The organism is Streptomyces thermospinosisporus, assembly GCF_039526425.1.
Lineage (GTDB): Bacteria > Actinomycetota > Actinomycetes > Streptomycetales > Streptomycetaceae > Streptomyces > Streptomyces thermocarboxydovorans.
In genome coordinates, this window is the sequence record NZ_BAAAIZ010000017.1 from 99,019 (window position 1) to 117,071 (window position 18,053).

The 18,053-nt window shown below is 71.9% G+C and carries 18 protein-coding genes; 6 read left to right on the forward strand and 12 right to left on the reverse strand.

What is annotated here, in order from left to right; all coding sequences use genetic code 11:
- Window positions 1-158: 158 nt before the first annotated feature.
- The 3 genes from ABD207_RS07570 to afsQ1 are packed head-to-tail and all read right to left on the reverse strand — an operon-like array spanning window position 159 to window position 3,417.
- Window positions 159-809: a hypothetical protein gene (locus ABD207_RS07570; protein WP_344011056.1), complete on the reverse strand. Its 651-nt coding sequence runs from the start codon at window positions 807-809 to the stop codon at window positions 159-161.
- Window positions 809-2,743 carry a sensor histidine kinase gene (locus tag ABD207_RS07575; protein ID WP_425580645.1) on the reverse strand — a complete coding sequence of 645 codons (1,935 nt, stop codon included), beginning with the start codon at window positions 2,741-2,743 and terminating at the stop codon, window positions 809-811. Before ABD207_RS07575 ends, ABD207_RS07570 begins: the two co-directional genes overlap by 1 nt.
- On the reverse strand, window positions 2,740-3,417 hold the full coding sequence (afsQ1, locus tag ABD207_RS07580) for a two-component system response regulator AfsQ1 (protein ID WP_309141370.1): 678 nt from the start codon (window positions 3,415-3,417) through the stop codon (window positions 2,740-2,742). The genes ABD207_RS07575 and afsQ1 overlap by 4 nt, the downstream gene beginning before the upstream one ends.
- Before the next feature lie 242 nt (window positions 3,418-3,659).
- Between afsQ1 and ABD207_RS07585 the strand changes: the two genes are divergently transcribed.
- Window positions 3,660-4,397 (forward strand): SigE family RNA polymerase sigma factor, encoded by a 738-nt coding sequence (locus tag ABD207_RS07585; protein ID WP_344011058.1) that lies wholly within the window; start codon window positions 3,660-3,662, stop codon window positions 4,395-4,397.
- Window positions 4,398-4,700: 303 nt separating this feature from the next.
- Window positions 4,701-4,847 (forward strand): hypothetical protein, encoded by a 147-nt coding sequence (locus ABD207_RS07590; RefSeq protein ID WP_344011060.1) that lies wholly within the window; start codon window positions 4,701-4,703, stop codon window positions 4,845-4,847.
- Between the two features lie 185 nt (window positions 4,848-5,032).
- On the opposite strand, the gene ABD207_RS07595 is transcribed toward ABD207_RS07590, so the two are convergent.
- A complete protein-coding gene (locus ABD207_RS07595) occupies window positions 5,033-5,749 on the reverse strand; it encodes a uridine kinase family protein (protein ID WP_344011062.1) in 717 nt (238 codons plus the stop codon).
- A gap of 58 nt (window positions 5,750-5,807) precedes the next feature.
- Here ABD207_RS07595 and ABD207_RS07600 point away from each other — a divergent pair, with 58 nt between their 5' ends.
- Window positions 5,808-6,215, forward strand: a complete 408-nt coding sequence (locus ABD207_RS07600) for a hypothetical protein (RefSeq protein ID WP_344011064.1) — start codon at window positions 5,808-5,810, stop codon at window positions 6,213-6,215.
- Between the two features lie 105 nt (window positions 6,216-6,320).
- On the opposite strand, the gene ABD207_RS07605 is transcribed toward ABD207_RS07600, so the two are convergent.
- The 5 genes from ABD207_RS07605 to deoC form a co-directional block, all read right to left on the reverse strand.
- The gene (locus tag ABD207_RS07605) at window positions 6,321-6,572 is read right to left on the reverse strand and encodes a type II toxin-antitoxin system RelE family toxin (protein ID WP_344011065.1); all 252 of its coding nucleotides are present in this window, start codon (window positions 6,570-6,572) and stop codon (window positions 6,321-6,323) included.
- Window positions 6,573-6,821: a type II toxin-antitoxin system Phd/YefM family antitoxin gene (locus ABD207_RS07610; RefSeq protein ID WP_344011066.1), complete on the reverse strand. Its 249-nt coding sequence runs from the start codon at window positions 6,819-6,821 to the stop codon at window positions 6,573-6,575.
- Between the two features lie 150 nt (window positions 6,822-6,971).
- Window positions 6,972-7,865 carry an aldehyde dehydrogenase family protein gene (locus tag ABD207_RS07615; RefSeq protein WP_344011068.1) on the reverse strand — a complete coding sequence of 298 codons (894 nt, stop codon included), beginning with the start codon at window positions 7,863-7,865 and terminating at the stop codon, window positions 6,972-6,974.
- Window positions 7,858-9,318: an aldehyde dehydrogenase family protein gene (locus ABD207_RS07620; RefSeq protein ID WP_344011070.1), complete on the reverse strand. Its 1,461-nt coding sequence runs from the start codon at window positions 9,316-9,318 to the stop codon at window positions 7,858-7,860. Before ABD207_RS07620 ends, ABD207_RS07615 begins: the two co-directional genes overlap by 8 nt.
- 5 nt (window positions 9,319-9,323) lie before the next feature.
- Window positions 9,324-10,274 (reverse strand): deoxyribose-phosphate aldolase, encoded by a 951-nt coding sequence (deoC, locus tag ABD207_RS07625; RefSeq protein ID WP_344004489.1) that lies wholly within the window; start codon window positions 10,272-10,274, stop codon window positions 9,324-9,326.
- A gap of 103 nt (window positions 10,275-10,377) precedes the next feature.
- Here deoC and ABD207_RS07630 point away from each other — a divergent pair, with 103 nt between their 5' ends.
- Complete coding sequence (locus ABD207_RS07630) at window positions 10,378-11,145, forward strand: PH domain-containing protein (RefSeq protein WP_344011072.1); 768 nt, start codon at window positions 10,378-10,380, stop codon at window positions 11,143-11,145.
- 194 nt (window positions 11,146-11,339) lie between these two features.
- Here the strand turns inward: ABD207_RS07630 and ABD207_RS07635 are convergent, their stop codons facing one another.
- From ABD207_RS07635 to ABD207_RS07645, 3 genes are all read right to left on the reverse strand, one after another.
- Window positions 11,340-12,971 carry a phospho-sugar mutase gene (locus tag ABD207_RS07635; RefSeq protein WP_344011074.1) on the reverse strand — a complete coding sequence of 544 codons (1,632 nt, stop codon included), beginning with the start codon at window positions 12,969-12,971 and terminating at the stop codon, window positions 11,340-11,342.
- A 685-nt stretch (window positions 12,972-13,656) separates the two neighbouring features.
- Complete coding sequence (locus ABD207_RS07640) at window positions 13,657-14,481, reverse strand: purine-nucleoside phosphorylase (protein WP_344011076.1); 825 nt, start codon at window positions 14,479-14,481, stop codon at window positions 13,657-13,659.
- Between the two features lie 102 nt (window positions 14,482-14,583).
- On the reverse strand, window positions 14,584-15,021 hold the full coding sequence (locus ABD207_RS07645; RefSeq protein ID WP_344011077.1) for a gamma-glutamylcyclotransferase family protein: 438 nt from the start codon (window positions 15,019-15,021) through the stop codon (window positions 14,584-14,586).
- A 96-nt stretch (window positions 15,022-15,117) separates the two neighbouring features.
- On the opposite strand from ABD207_RS07645, the gene ABD207_RS07650 reads away from it, so the two are divergent.
- Entirely contained in the window at window positions 15,118-16,566 is a 1,449-nt protein-coding gene (locus ABD207_RS07650) for an NAD(P)H-quinone dehydrogenase (RefSeq protein WP_344011078.1), read from the forward strand.
- Window positions 16,567-16,667: 101 nt separating this feature from the next.
- Window positions 16,668-17,621, forward strand: coding sequence for a DeoR/GlpR family DNA-binding transcription regulator (locus ABD207_RS07655; protein ID WP_344011079.1), 954 nt, complete (start codon window positions 16,668-16,670; stop codon window positions 17,619-17,621).
- Window positions 17,622-18,053 lie beyond the last annotated feature (432 nt).

Genomic DNA, 18,053 nt, shown 5'->3' on the forward strand with positions numbered 1-18,053 from the left:
CTTCGGCACGATCGGTTCCGGGATGTCACCCGTTCCGCCGATGAGGCATACGCCACAACGCACCAGCCCTGGGCCGGAGGTGTGAGACGACGGCGGACGCCCCCCGTACGAGGGCGCCCGCGTCACTAGTCGGTTCACTCGGCAGTTCACTCGGCAGTTCACTCGTCGGTGAGCTGTGAGGCGGGCGGGCGTTCGCCGGCCGGGCGGGCGCGGACCTGGTCCGTGCACTCGTAGCGCAGCGGTGCGGCGGAACCGGGCCCGCCCAGGATGACCGAGCCGTTGTCCGTCGCCGCCGAGTCGGAGAAGGTGCACACGATCTGCGCCAGCGCGGTGGAGCTGAGGCCGGCGGGAGCGGCGCTCAGCCGCAGCGTGTCCTCCGGATCGCCGGGGCGCGGCCCGCTCACGGTGAGCCCGTCCCGCACCAGCGTGGTGTACCCGGCCTCCTTCTCGTCGGCCGAGGGCGGCGCGGAGAGCTCGTCCAGCAGCGCCTGCGCGATCAGCGTGCGCCGCCCGGAGTCGGCCGCCCCGTCCGGCACCCGCACCGTGCGGTCCACGGCCACCAGCGACGCCCCGCACAGCAGGAACACCTGCACGGGCAGTCCGCGGTCGGCCCGCGAGGAGATCCCCGGCTCACCCAGCGAACAGCGCACCCTCGAGGGCGCGGGACCGAAGTCGGTCGGCACCTCGGTGGCGCGGATGCCGCACCCGGAGAGCAGGGCGCCGAGCGTGGTGACGGCGAGCAGACCGGCGATCCGGCCCCGGACCGCCCGTCGCCCGGCCGGCCGCCGCCCGTTCGTCAGGCCGTACATCAGGCGTCCCCCTTAGCGCCTTCACCCTTGCTGTCAGTTCCGCCGCCGGTGCCGTTCGCCGTGGCGCCGGTGCCGTCCGCGGAGTCCGTGGCGTCGGCGGAGCCCGCGGTGCCGCCGGAGCCGTCGGTCCCGCTCTCGTCGGGGCCGCCCCCACGGCGCCCGTCGCCCTGCTCGCCGCGGCCCTTGCTGTCTTTGCCGTCCTTGCTGTCCTTGGTGCCCTTGGCGCCCTTTCCGCTCTTCTGGCCCTTGCCGGCGTCGCCGTCCCGCTTGTCCTCCGCCAGGGCGGAGGCGTCCTGCGGCAGGCGCAGGGTGAACACCGCCCCGCCCTCGGGGGAGTTGGCCGCGGTGATCTCACCGCCGTGGATATGGGCGTTCTCCTGGGCGATGGACAGCCCCAGACCGCTGCCTTCGGAGCGGGGCCGGGAGGCGCTGGCCTTGTAGAAGCGGTCGAAGACATGCGGCAGCACGTCCTCGGGGATGCCGGGCCCGTTGTCCCGCACCTCGATGACCACCACGCCGCCGTCCGGCGCCCGCTCGTCCCGCTCGTCCCGCTCGTCCCGCTCAGACCGGTCCGTGCGGTCGCCGCGGTCCGAACGCTCCGCCCGCTCCCCGGCCTCCGGACCGGTCCCGGCGTCCGTGCCGCCGGCCCCGCCGGGCTCCTCCCGCACCGACACCCGCACCGGCGAACCGCCGTGCTTGAGCGCGTTGCCGATGAGGTTGGCCAGGATGACGTCCAGACGGCGCGGGTCGATCCGGGCGTGGATGCCGCGCTCGGCGTCCAGCTCGACGGCGTCCAGCCAGGCGCGGGCGTCGATGCAGGCGGTGATCTGGTCGGCGATGTCCACATCGTCGAGCACCAGCCGGGCGGTGCCCGCGTCGAAGCGGGTCACCTCCATCAGGTTCTCGACCAGGTCGTTCAGCCGCCGCGTCTCGCTGATCACCAGCCGCACCGCCGGCTGGATCATCGGGTCGATGCCGCCGCCCTCGAACTCCAGCTCCTCCTCGAGGACTTCGGTGACGGCGGTGATCGCGGTGAGGGGGGTGCGCAGCTCGTGACTCATGTCGGCCACGAACCGGCGCGAGGCCTCGTCACGCGCCGCCATGTCCGCGACCCGCTTCTCCAGCGCCTCCGCGGCCTTGTTGAACGTCCGGGACAGATCCGCCAGTTCGTCCGTCCCCGACACCCTCAGCCGGGTGTCCAGCCGTCCCTCGCCGAGCCGGCGCGCGGCCGTGCCGAGCCGCTGCACCGGCTTCAGCACGGTGGTGGCGGCCGCCTGAGCGAGCAGCGCCGAGCCGATCAGCGCCAGCCCGGTGGCGATCCCCAGCGACCAGGCCAGCGAGTTGAGGTCCTTCGCCTCCGGCTCCAGCGACTTCAGCATGTAGCCGGTCGGCCCGCCGTCGATCATCCGCGTCCCCGCCACCAGGTACGGGGTGTCGTCCTCGACGATCCGCTGCCAGTACAGGTGGTACGGGTACTTGTTGGTCGAGGTGACCTTCTGCCGCTCGGTCACCGCCTGGCGCAGCGAGGCCGGCACGTCCTGCAGCGAGAAGCCGTTCAGCCCGCCGGAACTGCCGTAGACCGTACGGCCCTCGGGGTCCTGGGCGACCAGCAGCACGGTGAAGCGCTGGCTGCTGTTCGCCATCTGCCCGGCGGTGTGCTGCAGTTCGTCCTGCGTCGGGTGCTCGGGCAGCGCACCCGCGCGGTTCTGCATCTCCTGCTCGAAGTCGCGCAGCACCGCGTCCTGGGTGCGGGTGAGCACCGCCTCGCGGTTCAGCCAGTACGCGATCCCGGACGCGGACACCGCCGCGGTCAGCGCGACCAGCCCGAACACCACGACCAGCCGCAGCCGCAGGCTGGTGAAGCGCAGCCGTGACCAGATTCCCTTGCGCGCCGCGGACCAGCCGCGGGACTCCCCCTGGTGCTCCTGTGTCACTGAGGCGGATCCAGCCGGTAGCCGACACCACGCACGGTACGGATCAGCGTCGGGGACGACGGCACGTCCTCGACCTTGGCACGCAGCCGCTGGACGCAGGCGTCCACCAGACGCGAGTCGCCCAGGTAGTCGTGCTCCCACACCAGCCGCAGCAGCTGCTGCCGGGACAGCGCCTGGCCGGGGCGGCGGCTCAGCTCGAGCAGCAGCCGCAGCTCGGTCGGCGTCAGCTGCAGATCCTCCCCGTTCTTCGTCACCGTCATCGCCGCACGGTCGATGACCAGGTTGCCGAAGGTGGCGGAGTCGCTCGACTCGCGCTCGCCGCGTCGCAGCACCGCGCGGATCCGGGCGTCCAGCACCCGGCCCTGCACGGGTTTGACCACATAGTCGTCGGCGCCGGACTCCAGGCCGACCACGACGTCGATGTCATCACTGCGCGCCGTGAGCAGAATGATCGGCAACTGGTCCGTGCGCCGGATGCGGCGGCACACCTCGAACCCGTCGATGCCGGGCAGCATCACGTCCAGCACGATGAGATCCGGCCGCTGCTCGCGCAGCAGCTTCAGACCGTCCTCACCGCTGGCAGCGGTCGCCACCCGGTGTCCCTGGCGCGTCAGGGAGAGCTCCAGGGCCGTGCGGATGGCGTCGTCGTCCTCGATCAGCAACAGGGAAGGCACCCGCTCATTCTGGCCCATGGAGGGGTCCCTGTTCGACCCGAGGGCTCAGATGCCCGGCTGGCCCCCATAAGGGCGGCTACGTGCGCGGACAGCCGTGAACATTTCGTGTCCGGGGCGCGGCGGACCCCTGTGACAGCTCTGTGACAGTCGGCGGACACTGCCATGAAGTGCCAGGGGCAGGATTTTCGGCACAGGCAAGCCAGCACCGAATCCAGCCGGAAGTCCACGACGGGGGGCGCGAGATGAACACGCTGCACAGCACCAGCACCAGCGCAGTGATCACGCGTCTGCACGACGTGCACCGGGCGGGAGAGAAGTCCGGTGCTGTGAGCGGGCGGGGGTGCGCTCGCAGCACCGGGCGTCAGCACACCGCGTTCATGACGGTGGTTGACGCGCCTACGGGGGAGACGCACGGGGGAGCAGCGTACGGGGAGGACCCGGGGGAGCGCCGTTCCGTGTCGGAGGCGGAGTTCACCGCCTACGTGCAGGAGCGCCGCGCCTCCCTGTACGCCACCGCCTACCACCTGACCGGTGACCGCTTCGAGGCCGAGGACCTGCTGCAGAGCGCGCTGTTCTCGACCTACCGGGCGTGGGACCGGATCAGCGACAAGGCGGCCGTCGGCGGATACCTCCGCCGCACCATGACCAACCTGCACATCAGCGCGTGGCGCCGCCGCAAGCTGAACGAGTACCCGACCGAGGAACTGCCGGAGACGCCCGGCGACACGGACGCGATGCGCGGCACGGAGCTGCGCGCGGTCCTGTGGCAGGCGCTCGCCCGGCTGCCCGAGCTCCAGCGCACCATGCTGGTCCTGCGCTACTACGAGGGCCGCACGGACCCGGAGATCGCGGACATCCTCGACATCAGCGTCGGCACGGTGAAGTCCAGCATCTGGCGGTCGCTCCGCCGGCTGCGCGAGGACGAGGCCCTCAGCTTCGGCCGTGACCAGGAGGACGCCTTCGGCGAACTGGTCGCCTGAAGGTCCGGGGGACCTGGAGGCGGACCGGGGGGGATCACGGGGGAAACCGGGGGAGGAAAAGGCGGGGGCCGCGGGGCGTCGGGGGACGCCGGGGAGACGCCGGGGGGGCGTCACCGCGGAGCACCACCGGGGGGAACACGGGGGGAGTACGGGGGAACTCGGGGGAACACGGGGGGTTCCACGGGGGAGGCAAGGAGCGGGACTGGAGGGCCGGGGGGTCCGTCCAGTCCCGCTTTTCGCTTGTCGGCCTCCTCCTCACGGCGGAAACCCCCGCTCTACGCCGTCGGCGGGCTCCTCCCGGCGATGACGGCCGTCACGGCGTCCATGACCGGCAACCGCCGGGTCGAGGCGGCGCTGCGCGCAGCCGCCCCGGCCGGCGGCCCGGACCACCCGGCGCCCGGGCGTCCCGTCCGGGCGAGTGCGCCGGACAGTGCACCCGAGGCGGTGTGACGTCTGCCGTGACGGCATTCGAGGTCGTGTGACGTCTGCCGTGACGGCACCCGAGGTCGTGTGACGTCTGCCGTGACGGCATTCGAGGTCGTGTGACGTCTGCCGTGACGGCATTCGAGGTCGTGTGACGTCTGCCGTGACGGCATTCGAGGTCGTGTGACGTCTGCCGTGACGGTCGGCGGGGTTCAGGCGATCGCGCTCGCGCTGGGGTCCGTAGCCGCGCGGCCGCGGACCGCCGCCGCCGCCATCCGGCCCAGCGCCTCGTCGCGGTCGCAGGCGTAGGCGCCCAGGGCCGTCTGACGGGCGATGATCGAACGCTCCAGGCGCATCAGGCGCCACCCGCGCCGCAGCAGGAACGGCACCGACTTGCGGCCCTCCCTCAGATCCCGCACGAAGCGCCGGCGGAAGGTGCGCACCGGACCGCGGTTCAGGCAGAGCGCGTCCGCCAGCAGGCCCAGTTCGCGGCAGCGGGCGACGATCTCCGCGGCGAAGATGCCCTCGGCGACGAACAGCGGAGCGGCGCCGATGTCCACGGAGCCCTCGCCGGTGCGGGCGCTGAGCGAGATGTCGTAGACCGGGATGGGCGTACGGCCCGTGCGGCACAGCCGTTCGATCGCGGCGACCGCGGCGTCCGCGTCCCAGGAGTCGGGGTGGTCCCAGTCGACGGCCGAACCGTCCGGCAGCAGCGGCAGCGTCGGGTCGTCGCCCTCCTTGTAGAAGTCGTCGAGGCGCAGCACCGGCAGGCCGGAGCGGGCCGCGATCAGGGACTTGCCGGAGCCGGAGGGGCCGCAGAGCAGCACGACTCGCGCGGATATGGGCGACTGGGAACTCACGGGACACCAGTGTGAGGCATCGATCGGGCGCCGTACGACCCCGCGGGTCCGCTTTGATGCGTGCGTCACATCTCAACTACGCTTCGCGTCGACCTGATTACCCAGTGAGATCGAAGGTGGCACACAGATGGCCCGACAGGACTCCCCCAAGACGTCGACCGCGCGACGTGTCCTCGCCGTCCTGGCGACCGCGTCCGTGGCGCTGGGCGCTGCCGCGACGACGGCGGCAGCGGCGGACTCCGAGTCGCTGCTGGGCGAGAGCGGCAGCCGCTCCGGCGCACTCGGCGAACTCGACCCGCAGTCCGGCCTGGACGCGACGACCGGCGCGGTGGGCCACGCCACCGCCCCGGTGACCGAACTCAAGCCCAACGCGCTCGACGGCACCGGCTTCGACGTGCTCAACAACGGGGTCGGCACCCAGGTCGCCGACTTCCAGCCGGTCAACACCCGCGCGGTGACCGACCCGGTGGCCAAGGCCGACTCGGTCGGCAGCATCGGGCCGGTCGCGCAGACGACGCAGATGCTGCGCGGCTGACCGGGAGGCCGGGGAGAAGCGGGACGAAGGCGGAGCGGAAAAGCAGAGCGGAAAAGCGGAGAGCCGCGTCCCTCCTGGACGGAGGGTGCGCGGCTCTGCGGCGGTTCAGGGGGTACGGCCGAGGTGGGTGACCAGGATGCGGATGACGTCATCCTCGATGATGTAGAGCACTCGGTAGTCGCCGACGTACAGGCGGCGCACGTCCTGTGAGCCGTAGGGGACCGAGCCGCGCGGCCGAGGCTGGTCGGCCAGGGAGTCGACGGCTTCATAGACGGCGGCCAGTCCGGCCGGGTCGTCCTTCAGGAAGCGAACGGCCGCATTGGTGGCGCGCGGCTCCCAGATGATTTCGTAGGTCACTTACCGCAGCCCCAGCATCCTGCCGACTTCCTCATGCGGGATGCCCGGCTCCAGTGTTCCCTGCTCCTTCTTCAGCTTGTACTCGGCTACGGCCAGGGCGTCTTCGAGATCCTCTATCACCTGGGGCGAGACGAGGAGGGCGGCCACGTGGCCATGGTCGGTGAGGGCGATGGTCTCGCGGCTGTGGGCGGCCCGGCGGACCAGGTCGCCGAGCTGGGCGCGAGCGGCGCTGATGGCGATCTCAACCATGCACTGATGGTGTCACAAGATTAATGTTGTGTGCAGTTCCTTGGGGAAGTGCCGCCCCCGGCGGGTCCGCTCGGCTGATCGGAACAGCGAAGAGCCACCGCCCCTCCTGGACGGAGGTGGGGCGCGGCTCTCCGGTGTGGGGGGTGGCGGTCAGTAGGAGGAGCCGGACGCGCCCAGCGAACCCGTGGGGTGCCAGACGGTCTTGGTCTCCAGGAACGCCGTCATGCGGTCCAGGCCGGGCGTTGCCGTCCAGTCGTCCACAGGCTGTGGACGAAGAACGCGCTTGAGGTTGTCGGCTGCCGCGATCTCCAGCTCCTTGGCCAGCTCCTCGCCGGCGCCCGCCAGGTCGATCGCGTTGACGTCCATGTGCGCGGCGAGCGGGGCGGCGATCTCCGCCGTACGGCCCGACAGCACGTTCACCACGCCGCCCGGCAGGTCCGAGGTGGCCAGGACCTCGCCCAGGGAGAGGGCGGGCAGCGGGTACTTCTCGGAGGCCACCACCACCGCCGTGTTGCCGGTCGCGATCACCGGGGCGACGACCGAGACCAGGCCCAGGAACGACGACTCCTGCGGCGCCAGCACGGCGACCACACCGGTCGGCTCCGGCGAGGAGAGGTTGAAGAACGGGCCCGCGACCGGGTTGCCGCCGCCCACCACCTGGGCGATCTTGTCGGTCCAGCCCGCGTACCAGACCCAGCGGTCGATCGCCGCGTCCACCTGCGCGGACGCCTTGGACTTCGACAGGCCCTCGGCCTCGGCCACCTCGCGCACATACTGCTCGCGGCGGCCCTCCAGCATCTCGGCGATGCGGTAGAGGATCTGGCCGCGGTTGTACGCCGTCGCCCCCGACCAGGCGCCGAACGCCTTGCGGGCGGCGACCACCGCGTCACGGGCGTCCTTGCGGCTCGCCCGCGGAGCGTTGGCCAGCCACTTGCCCTTGGAGTCGGTCACTTCGTACACCCGGCCGCTCTCGGAGCGGGGGAACTTCCCCCCGACGTACAGCTTGTAGGTCTTGAAGACGGAGAGTCGGGTCACATCAGACATCGAGGTACGCCTCCAGGCCGTGGCGGCCGCCCTCGCGGCCGAAGCCCGACTCCTTGTAGCCGCCGAACGGCGAGGTCGGGTCGAACTTGTTGAACGTGTTGGACCAGACGACACCCGCGCGCAGCTTGCTCGCCACGGCGAGGATGCGCGAGCCCTTCTCCGTCCAGATGCCCGCCGACAGTCCGTACGGGGTGTTGTTGGCCTTGGCGACGGCCTCGTCCGGGGTGCGGAAGGTCAGCACCGACAGCACCGGGCCGAAGATCTCGTCGCGGGCGATGGTGTGCGCCTGGGTGACGTTCGTGAAGAGCGTCGGGGCGAACCAGTACCCGGTCGACGGCAGTTCGCAGGCCGGCGACCAGCGCTCGGCGCCCTCCGCCTCGCCCTGCTCCACCAGCGAGGTGATGCGGCTGAGCTGCTCCTCGGAGTTGATCGCGCCGATGTCGGTGTTCTTGTCCAGCGGGTCGCCGAGGCGCAGCGTCGACAGGCGCCGCTTGAGCGAGTCCAGCAGCTCCTCATGGATGGACTCCTGCACCAGCAGGCGCGAGCCCGCGCAGCAGACCTGGCCCTGGTTGAAGAAGATGCCGTTGACGATGCCCTCGACGGCCTGGTCGACGGGCGCGTCGTCGAAGACGATGTTGGCGCCCTTGCCGCCCAGCTCCAGGGTGAGCTTCTTGCGGGTGCCGGCGACCGTGCGGGCGATCTCCTTGCCGACCGCCGTGGAGCCGGTGAAGGCGACCTTGTCCACGTCCGGGTGCGCCACCAGGGCGGCGCCCGCGTCGCCGTAGCCCGGAAGGATGTTGACGACGCCCTTGGGCAGACCGGCCTGGCGGCAGATGTCCGCGAAGAACAGCGCCGACAGCGGGGTGGTCTCGGCCGGCTTGAGGACGACCGTGTTGCCCGTGGCCAGCGCCGGGGCGATCTTCCACGCCAGCATCAGCAGCGGGAAGTTCCACGGGATGACCTGGCCGGCGACACCGAGCGGGCGCGGGTTCGCGCCAAAACCGGCGTGCTCCAGCTTGTCGGCCCAGCCCGCGTAGTAGAAGAAGTGCGCGGCGACCAGCGGCAGGTCGGCGTCGCGGGTCTCCCGGATCGGCTTGCCGTTGTCCAGGGTCTCCAGGACGGCCAGCTCACGGGAGCGCTCCTGGATGATCCGGGCGATGCGGAACAGGTACTTGGCGCGCTCGGAGCCGGGCAGCGCCGACCACTTCTCGAAGGCCTTGCGGGCGGCCTTGACGGCACGGTCCACGTCCGCCTCGCCCGCCTGGGCCACCTCGGAGAGCACCTCCTCGGTGGACGGCGACACGGACTTGAAGACCCTGCCCTCGGCCGCCTCGGTGAACTCGCCGTCGATGAACAGGCCGTAGGACGGGGCGATGTCGACGATCGAGCGGGACTCGGGCGCCGGGGCGTACTCGAAAGCGGACGACCGCTTGTCCGTGGTCTTTTCGGTCATGGTGATCAGTCCACCGTCACGTAGTCGGGGCCGGAGTAGCGGCCCGTGGCCAGCTTCTGCCGCTGCATCAGCAGATCGTTCAGCAGCGAGGAGGCGCCGAAGCGGAACCAGTGGTTGTCCAGCCAGTCCTCGCCCACCGTCTCGTTGACCAGCACCAGGAACTTGATCGCGTCCTTGCTGGTCCGGATGCCGCCGGCCGGCTTCACGCCCACCTGGACGCCGGTCTGCGCACGGAAGTCGCGCACCGCCTCCAGCATGAGCAGGGTGTTCGCGGGGGTCGCGTTGACGCCGACCTTGCCGGTCGAGGTCTTGATGAAGTCGGCGCCGGCGAGCATGCCGAGCCAGGAGGCCCGGCGGATGTTGTCGTACGTCGACAGCTCACCGGTCTCGAAGATGACCTTCAGCCGCGCGGAGCCGCAGGCCTCCTTCACGGCCACGATCTCCTCGTACACCTTCATGTAGCGGCCGGCGAGGAAGGCGCCGCGGTCGATGACCATGTCGATCTCGTCCGCGCCCGCGGCCACGGCCTCCTTCACGTCCGCCAGCTTGACGGAGAGCGGGGCGCGGCCGGCCGGGAAGGCGGTGGCGACCGAGGCGACCTTCACGGAGGAGCCGGCGACGGCCTCCTTCGCGGTGGCCACCATGTCGGGGTAGACGCAGACCGCGGCCGTGGCGGGGGTGGTCCGGTCGGCCGGGTCGGGCAGGACGGCCTTCGCGCCGAGCGCCCGGACCTTGCCCGGGGTGTCCGCGCCTTCCAGCGTCGTCAGGTCGACCATCGAGATGGCGAGGTCGATCGCGTACGCCTTGGCGGTCGTCTTGATCGAACGGGTGCCGAGGGAGGCGGCGCGCGCCTCCAGGCCGACGGCGTCGACGCCGGGCAGCCCGTGGAGGAAGCGGCGCAGCGTGCTGTCGGACGCGGTGACGTCGCCGAGGGGGCTGGGTGCAGTGGTGGGCATGCTCACAAGCCGAGCATATCTACGCGCGTAGCGGCTGTACAGCCCCCAGCGGCATCTGGTCCCGGCGGGCAGGAGCATCTGGTCCGTCGGGCAGAATCGGGGCATGACCTCGTCTGACTCCCAGCCCGACTCCCAGCCCGACCCGAAGCCGTCCGGTCCGGACAGCGACGCCATGGGTCGTCCGGGCCGGCGGGACCGCGTGCACCGGTCGCCCGCGGGCATCGCCGGTGGTGTGCTGCTGCTGGCCGTCATGGCGTGGCTCGGCACGGATGCGGTGGTCCGCGGCGAGGGCCGCACCCCGTGGCTGGCGCTCGCGGCGCTGCTGCTCCTGGTGCCGCTGGTGGTGGCCTTCACGCTCCGGCCCGCCGTCCATGTGGGGCCCGACCGGCTGCGCGTCCGCAATCCGTTCCGGGTGATCGTGCTGCCCTGGGGCCGCGTCGCCGGCCTGCGCTCCGGCTACACGAACGAGGTGCTGGCCGAGGACGGAACCAAGTACCAGCTCTGGGCGCTCCCGGTCTCGCTGCGGGCGCGCAAGCGGGCGGCCCGCCAGGAGATGCGGGCGCAGGCGGAGCGCGGGCAGGGCGTCGACGTGCGGTCGGCGGGGCGGGCGCCGGGTGTCGGCGACGCGTTCCGGGCCGGTGGGCGCAGCGCCGCCCGCACGAGCCCGTCCGGTGCCGGTGCCGGTGCCGGCGGTTCGGGGCCGGTGCGGGCGGCGACCGACCAGGCCATGGACGAGCTGCGGGAGCTGCACGAGGAGCGGCGCGAGGCGGCTTCGGCGCAGGGGGAGGTCACCGTGCGGTGGGCCTACGAGGTGCTCGGGCCTGCGGTGGCGGGAGCGGTGTTGCTGGGGGTTCTGCTGGGGGTGGGGTGAGGTGCCTCTTCCGGCAGGTGTTGAGCTTGCCTTCCTCGGCTGGCGTTGAGTGTGCGTGACGTGAGCCGCAGGCGTTGAGTGTGTATGACGTGAGCGGGGTGCCCCTTCGGTTTGGGGCGCCCCGCTCTTTGGTGTCTCAGTGGGTGGTGTCTCAGTGGTGCTGTCTCAGCGGATGGTGTCTCAGCGGCAGTGGGTCAGATGCCTGCTGCTTGAGAGAAGTCCTGCTTGAGCCGGGTCAGGAGAGCCGTCGCCTTGGTGCGGGCGGCGGGGAGGTCGGGGCGGCCGGAGACCGGGACGACCACCTCCAGGTAGCACTTCAGCTTGGGCTCCGTGCCGCTCGGGCGGACGATCACCCGGGCGCCCTCGAGGGTGTAGCGCAGGCCGTCGGTGGGCGGGAGGGTGTCCGTGCCCCGGGTGAGGTCCTCCGCCTTGGTGATGCGCAGACCGGCGAGCTCCGTCGGGGGGTGCTCGCGCAGGCGGCGCATCGCGTCGGTGATCAGGCTGAGGTCCTTCACGCGGACCGAGAGCTGGTCGGTGGCGTGCAGGCCGTGCTCGACGGCGAGGTCGTCGAGGAGGTCGAGGAGGGTGCGGCCCTCCTCCTTCAGCACGGAGGCCAGCTCGGTGAGGAGCAGGGCCGCGGTGATGCCGTCCTTGTCGCGGACGCCGTCCGGGTCGACGCAGTAGCCGAGCGCCTCCTCGTAGCCGTAGCGCAGGCCCTCGGCGCGGGCGATCCACTTGAAGCCGGTGAGGGTCTCGACGTGGCGCAGGCCCGCCTTCTCGGCGATGCGGCCGAGGAGGGAGGAGGAGACGATCGACTCGGCGAAGGTGCCGGTCGCTCCGCGGCGGACCAGGTGGGCGGCGAGGAGCGCGCCGACCTCGTCGCCGCGGAGCATGCGCCAGTCGTCGCCGTCCTTCACGGCGGCGGCGCAGCGGTCGGCGTCCGGGTCGTTGGCGATGACCAGGTCGGGGCCGGTCTCGCGGGCCTTGGCGAAGGCGAGGTCCATCGCGCCGGGCTCCTCCGGGTTGGGGAACGCGACGGTGGGGAACTCCGGGTCGGGGTCGGCCTGCTCGGTGACGAGGGTGGGGGCGGGGAAGCCGGCGCGGGCGAAGGCGGCGAGGAGGACGTCCTTGCCGACGCCGTGCATCGCCGTGTAGACGGTGCGGGCCGTGCGGGGGGAGTCAGGGGCGAGGACGGCGTCCGTGCGGGCCAGGTAGGCGTCGAGGATGGCGTCGTCGAGGGTTTCCCAGCCGGCTGTGGGGCGGGGGACCGTGTCGAGGGACGTGACCGCCTGGATCTCGGCGGCGATCTCGGTGTCGGCCGGGGGGACGATCTGGGAGCCGTCGCCGAGGTAGACCTTGTAGCCGTTGTCGCGGGGCGGGTTGTGGCTGGCCGTGACCTCCACGCCGGCCACGGCGCCGAGGTGGCGGATGGCGAAAGCGAGGACCGGGGTGGGCAGGGGGCGGGGGAGGATCGCGGCGCGCAGGCCGGCGCCGGCCATGACGGCGGCGGTGTCGAGGGCGAAGTCGCGGGACTTGTGGCGGGCGTCGTAGCCGATGACGACGAGGCCGCCCGCGTGGCCGTGCTTGGTGAGGTAGGCGGCGAGGCCGGCGGCGGCGCGGATGACGACGGAGCGGTTCATGCGCATGGGGCCGGCGCCGAGTTCGCCGCGGAGGCCGGCGGTGCCGAACTGGAGGGTGCCGCTGAAGCGGGCGGCGAGTTCGGTGCGGTCACCGGAATCGATGAGGCGGGCGAGTTCGGCGCGGGTGTCCGGGTCGGGGTCCTCGGCGAGCCATGCCTGGGCCTGTGCGAGGAGATCGTCTTGCACGTCGGTCAGCCTCTCGTGGGTGTGTACGGGTTCGGCGGGGTTCGGTGAGGTGCGTGGCGGCTCGCCTGCGGCGCGTGGTGGGCCGGGGCAGGTGGGTCCTGCGGGCCGGTGGGGGTTCGCGTGGAGATGCCTGCGGCGCAACTGCGGCTCCGGTGGGGGTGCGCGTAGCGCCCACGGTGGGTGGGTGCGTCGGGGCCGGGGTGGTGGTGTCCGTCCTCGGTCTGGGGCGACATCGGTCGCCTTTCGGGTACGGGCGCGGACGCGCCGGCCGCTGCGGGCGGACACCACCACCCCGACCCCTCCCGCCCGCGTGCGTCTGCGGCCGCCCAGGCTCCGGTGGCCTGCTGATCGCCGTGCGCGGCTGCCCGCGCCGCCCCCCTGCGGGCGGCCGCGCCCGCCCAACTGCGGGCATTCGTGCCTCCTGGGGCGATGGGGGTCCCCCGCTCGGGCGAAGCCGAGCGTGGGGGAGGGTGGGCGATGGGGGTCCCCCCGCTCGAGCGCAGCCGAGAGTGGGGGAGGCACCGCCTCCAGCGGGGCTAGTGCGACCCACCCCCGGCCGGCACCCGCACCGGGCAAGCAAGTCGGCTCCGGCGCACTGCACTGCACAGGCACCGTGGGACACGCGGACGAGGCAACTGGTCACCAAGTACACGTACCCCCGGTGACCCGGCGCCGCAGGGGACCGTTACAGGCGGCCCAGGACCTGGGTCAGGAGGGAGCCCATCCTTGCCGCGCTGTCGCGGCCCGCCTGGAGGACCTCCTCGTGGTTGAGGGGCTCCCCGGTCATACCGGCCGCGAGGTTGGTGACGAGGGAGATGCCCAGCACCTCCGCCCCGGCCTCACGCGCCGCGATGGCCTCCAGCACCGTCGACATGCCCACCAGATCCGCCCCGATGACGCGAGCCATCCGGATCTCCGCCGGCGTCTCGTAGTGCGGGCCGGGGAACTGAGCGTAGACGCCCTCCTCCAGCGTGGGGTCGACCTCCTTGCACAGCGCCCGCAGCCGCGGCGAGTACAGGTCGGTCAGGTCGACGAAGTTGGCGCCGACGATCGGGGAGGTCGCGGTGAGGTTGATGTGGTCGCTGATCAGCACCGGCTGACCGGGACGCATGCCCTCCCGCAGGCCGCCGCAGCCGTTGGTCAGCACGACCGTCTTGGCCCCGGCGGCCACGGCCGTACGGACGCCGTGCGCGACGGAGGCCACACCCCGGCCCTCGTAGTAGTGCGTGCGGCCCAGGAAGACCAGGGCACGCTTCGCACCGATGCGGTACGAGCGCACCTTGCCTCCGTGGCCCTCGACCGCGGGCGGCGGGAAGCCGGGCAGCTCGGTGACCTGGAGTTCGGCCTCGGGCGTGCCCAGTGCGTCGACCGCCGGCGCCCAGCCGGAGCCCATCACGAGAGCGACGTCGTGGGTCTCGGCGCCCGTGAGTGCACGCAGGCGCGCGGCGGCGGCGTCAGCTGCGGCGTACGGGTCGTCCTGGAGGTCGTCCGGAAGAAGAGAAGCGTTCACGCGAATGAGAGTAACCCGTCTTCGCCTACGCGCGTAGATGTCGAAGGTGACGGGTTGGCTTTCGTTGTCTTGTCGTTTTCGACGAATCTCCTGCCAAAGCGGTCAGCAGGGGCGCTTGCGCAGCTCCATCACATAGTCGTGCGGGGCGCCCGCGGACTCCGCCGCGTCGGCGATCTCGCCCAGGTAGCGGGCCGAGGGCAGGCCGCCCTCATAGGAGTTCAGGACGTAGGTCCAGGCCATGTCCTCGCCGTCCAGCGTGTGCACACGCACCTTGGTGCGGCGGTAGATGCCGAGACCGACGCCCTCCCAGCGGTCCAGGGACTCCTCGTCCATCGGCGCGATGTCGTAGAGCGCGACGAAGACCTCGGCCAGCGGGTCCTCGACGAGCGTCGCCAGCGCGCCCTCCCAGCCCATGTGCTCGCCCCCGAAGGTCAGCCGCCACCCGTTCAGCCACCCGGTGGCGCGCAGCGGCGAGTGCGGTGCGCGGCGGGACATCAGCCGGGCGTCGAGGTTGCCGGCGTAGGCGGCATAGAGGGACATGGGGGAAGGGTACGGCAGCCGCCACGCGGGTCACTCCGGTAACAGGGGAGCCACGGCCCGGCCCCGGGGCGGTCGCCCGGTGAAGTGTGCGGGACAATGGAGCACGTGACTCGGATCGTGATCATCGGTGGCGGACCCGGCGGATACGAAGCGGCACTGGTCGCCGCGCAGCTCGGTGCGGAGGTGACCGTCGTCGACGCCGACGGTCTGGGCGGTGCGTCGGTGCTCACCGACTGCGTGCCGTCCAAGACTCTGATCGCCACGGCCGAGGTGATGACCACCTTCGACTCCTCCTACGAGGAGCTGGGCATCATCGTCGCCGACGACACCCCGCCCCTCGAGCAGGCCGCCCGTGTGGTCGGCGTGGACCTCGGCAAGGTCAACCGGCGAGTGAAGCGGCTGGCGCTGGCCCAGTCGCACGACATCACCGCCTCGGTGACGCGGGCCGGCGCCCGGGTCATGCGTGGGCGCGGCCGGCTGGAGGGCATGCAGGCCCTCGACGGCTCCCGCAAGGTCGTGGTCACCGCCGCCGACGGCAGCGAGGAGACGCTGGTCGCCGACGCCGTACTGATCGCCACCGGCGGGCACCCCAGGGAGCTGCCCGACGCCAAGCCCGACGGCGAGCGCATCCTCAACTGGACCCAGGTCTACGACCTGACCGAGCTGCCCGAGGAACTCATCGTCGTCGGTTCCGGTGTGACCGGTGCCGAGTTCGCCGGCGCCTACCAGGCGCTCGGCTCCAAGGTGACCCTGGTGTCCTCCCGCGACCGCGTGCTGCCCGGTGAGGACCCGGACGCCGCCGCCGTCCTCGAGGACGTCTTCCGCCGCCGCGGCATGAACGTCATGGCCCGCTCCCGCGCCCAGTCCGCCAAGCGGGTCGGCGACCGGGTCGAGGTGACCCTCGCCGACGGGCGGGTCATCACCGGCACGCACTGCCTGATGGCCGTCGGTGCCGTCCCCAACTCGGCGGGCCTGGGCCTGGAGGAGGCCGGCGTCAAGCTGCGCGAGTCCGGCCACATCTGGACCGACCGGGTCTCCCGCACCACCGCCCCCGGCGTCTACGCGGCCGGTGACGTCACGGGCGTCTTCGCGCTCGCCTCCGTGGCCGCCATGCAGGGACGTATCGCCATGTACCACTTCCTCGGCGACGCGGTGGCCCCGCTGAACCTCAAGACGGTCTCCTCGAACGTCTTCACCGACCCGGAGATCGCCACCGTCGGCTACACGCAGGCCGACGTCGACACCGGCAAGATCGACGCACGCGTGGTGAAGCTGCCGCTGCTGCGCAACCCGCGGGCCAAGATGCAGGGCATCCGCGACGGCTTCGTCAAGATCTTCTGCCGGCCCGGCACGGGCATCGTGGTCGGCGGCGTGGTCGTGGCGCCCCGCGCCTCGGAACTGATCCACCCCATCTCGATCGCGGTCGACAACAATCTGACGGTCGAGCAGATCGCGAACGCGTTCACCGTGTACCCGTCGTTGTCCGGCTCGATCGCCGAGGTGGCACGGCAGCTGCACAACCGCAAGACGGGCGCGGAGGGCTAAACCCGGGCCTTATACCACTTGGTCCCGTCCGGTGCGAACAGCTTCTGCTATTCAGCGCAAACTGCTGAAAGCAGACGGTCGCTGGCATTACTGTCAGTTTCGTGTTCGCTGCAGAACGTCGCCAATTGATCCTCGAAATGGTGCGGGCGAACGGGGCCGTGTCGCTCCGTGAGCTCGCCCGCGTCGTCCAGACCTCCGAAGTGACCGTACGGCGGGACGTGCGCGCGCTGGAGGCAGAAGGACTCCTCGACCGCCGGCACGGCGGTGCGGTACTGCCGGGCGGGTTCACCCGGGAGTCCGGCTTCCCGCAGAAGTCCCATCTCGCGACCGCCGAGAAGACCGCCATCGCCGATCTCGCCGCGAACTTCGTGGAGGAGGGCGAGGCCATCGTGGTCGGCGCGGGCACGACCACCCAGGAACTGGCCCGCCGGCTGGCCCGGGTGCCCGGTCTCACGGTCGTCACCAACTCCCTGCTGGTGGCCCAGGCGCTGGCCCATGCCAACCGGGTGGAGGTCGTCATGACCGGCGGTACGCTCCGCGGGTCGAACTACGCGCTGGTGGGCAGCGGGGCGGAGCAGTCCCTGCAGGGGCTTCGGGTGTCCCGTGCCTTCCTCTCGGGCAGCGGTCTGACCGCCGAGCGGGGGCTCTCGACCTCCAACATGCTCTCGGCGAGCGTGGACCGGGCGTTGGTGCAGGCCGCGGCGGAGGTGGTGGTCCTGGCGGACCACACCAAGCTGGGGACGGACACCATGTTCCAGACGGTGCCGACGGATCTGATCACCCGGCTCGTCACGGATGAGCCTCCGGTCCACGACGACCGGGCCGCCACCGAGTTGCAGGCGCTGGCCGACCAGGGCGTCCAGGTCGCCGTCGCCCCGGGGAGCGGTTCCAACTCGGGAGGTGACAGCTCTTCACCTTCCTCCTCCTCCCGCCAACAACGCCGGGACGTTCCACTCCCGGGCCCACGCCGCCAGGGCCCCCTCAGGTCCGCGGTCACCCTGACAGAACCTCAGACCAACGAACGCGCTCGGGTCGCGGACTTGCGTAGGCGTTGACCTGCCGTTAGCAGCCCATTAGCAGGGGCCCGTTGAGCCCTTCTTGGGAGTGCACCCGGGGTGGGGGCTGGGCGGGGGTGGGTTTGCGCCAGCCCCGCTGCAAGGGGTGCCTCCCCCACTCTCGGCTGCGCTCGAGCGGGGGCACCCCCATCGCCCACCCTCCCCCACTCTCGGCTTCGCTCGAGCGGGGGGACCCCCATCGCCCACCCTCCCCCACGCTCGGCTTCGCTCGAGCGGGGGGACCCCCATCGCCCACCCTCCCCCACTCTCGGCTTCGCTCGAGCGGGGGGACCCCCATCGCCCCAGCGGCACGACTGCCCGCAGTTACGGGCCGTCGCGCACGGCGATCAGCAGGCCACCGGCCTTAGGCGTGCCGCGGACGCCCGCGGCGGGGAGGGGCCGGGGTGGTGGTGTCCGCCCGCAGCGAATGGC

Excerpts from the sequence above, each read along its gene's own strand:
- ABD207_RS07590 (WP_344011060.1), top strand. The coding sequence starts at position 4,701 with ATGACGGCCGTCACGGCGTCCATGACCGGCAACCGCCGGGTCGAGGCG.
- ABD207_RS07600 (WP_344011064.1), top strand. The coding sequence starts at position 5,808 with ATGGCCCGACAGGACTCCCCCAAGACGTCGACCGCGCGACGTGTCCTC.
- ABD207_RS07645 (WP_344011077.1), bottom strand. The coding sequence starts at position 15,021 with ATGTCCCTCTATGCCGCCTACGCCGGCAACCTCGACGCCCGGCTGATG.
- deoC (WP_344004489.1), bottom strand. The coding sequence starts at position 10,274 with ATGCCCACCACTGCACCCAGCCCCCTCGGCGACGTCACCGCGTCCGAC.
- ABD207_RS07615 (WP_344011068.1), bottom strand. The coding sequence starts at position 7,865 with ATGTCTGATGTGACCCGACTCTCCGTCTTCAAGACCTACAAGCTGTAC.
- ABD207_RS07630 (WP_344011072.1), top strand. The coding sequence starts at position 10,378 with ATGACCTCGTCTGACTCCCAGCCCGACTCCCAGCCCGACCCGAAGCCG.
- ABD207_RS07650 (WP_344011078.1), top strand. The coding sequence starts at position 15,118 with ATGGAGCACGTGACTCGGATCGTGATCATCGGTGGCGGACCCGGCGGA.
- ABD207_RS07570 (WP_344011056.1), bottom strand. The coding sequence starts at position 809 with ATGTACGGCCTGACGAACGGGCGGCGGCCGGCCGGGCGACGGGCGGTC.
- ABD207_RS07610 (WP_344011066.1), bottom strand. The coding sequence starts at position 6,821 with ATGGTTGAGATCGCCATCAGCGCCGCTCGCGCCCAGCTCGGCGACCTG.
- ABD207_RS07620 (WP_344011070.1), bottom strand. The coding sequence starts at position 9,318 with ATGACCGAAAAGACCACGGACAAGCGGTCGTCCGCTTTCGAGTACGCC.
- ABD207_RS07585 (WP_344011058.1), top strand. The coding sequence starts at position 3,660 with ATGAACACGCTGCACAGCACCAGCACCAGCGCAGTGATCACGCGTCTG.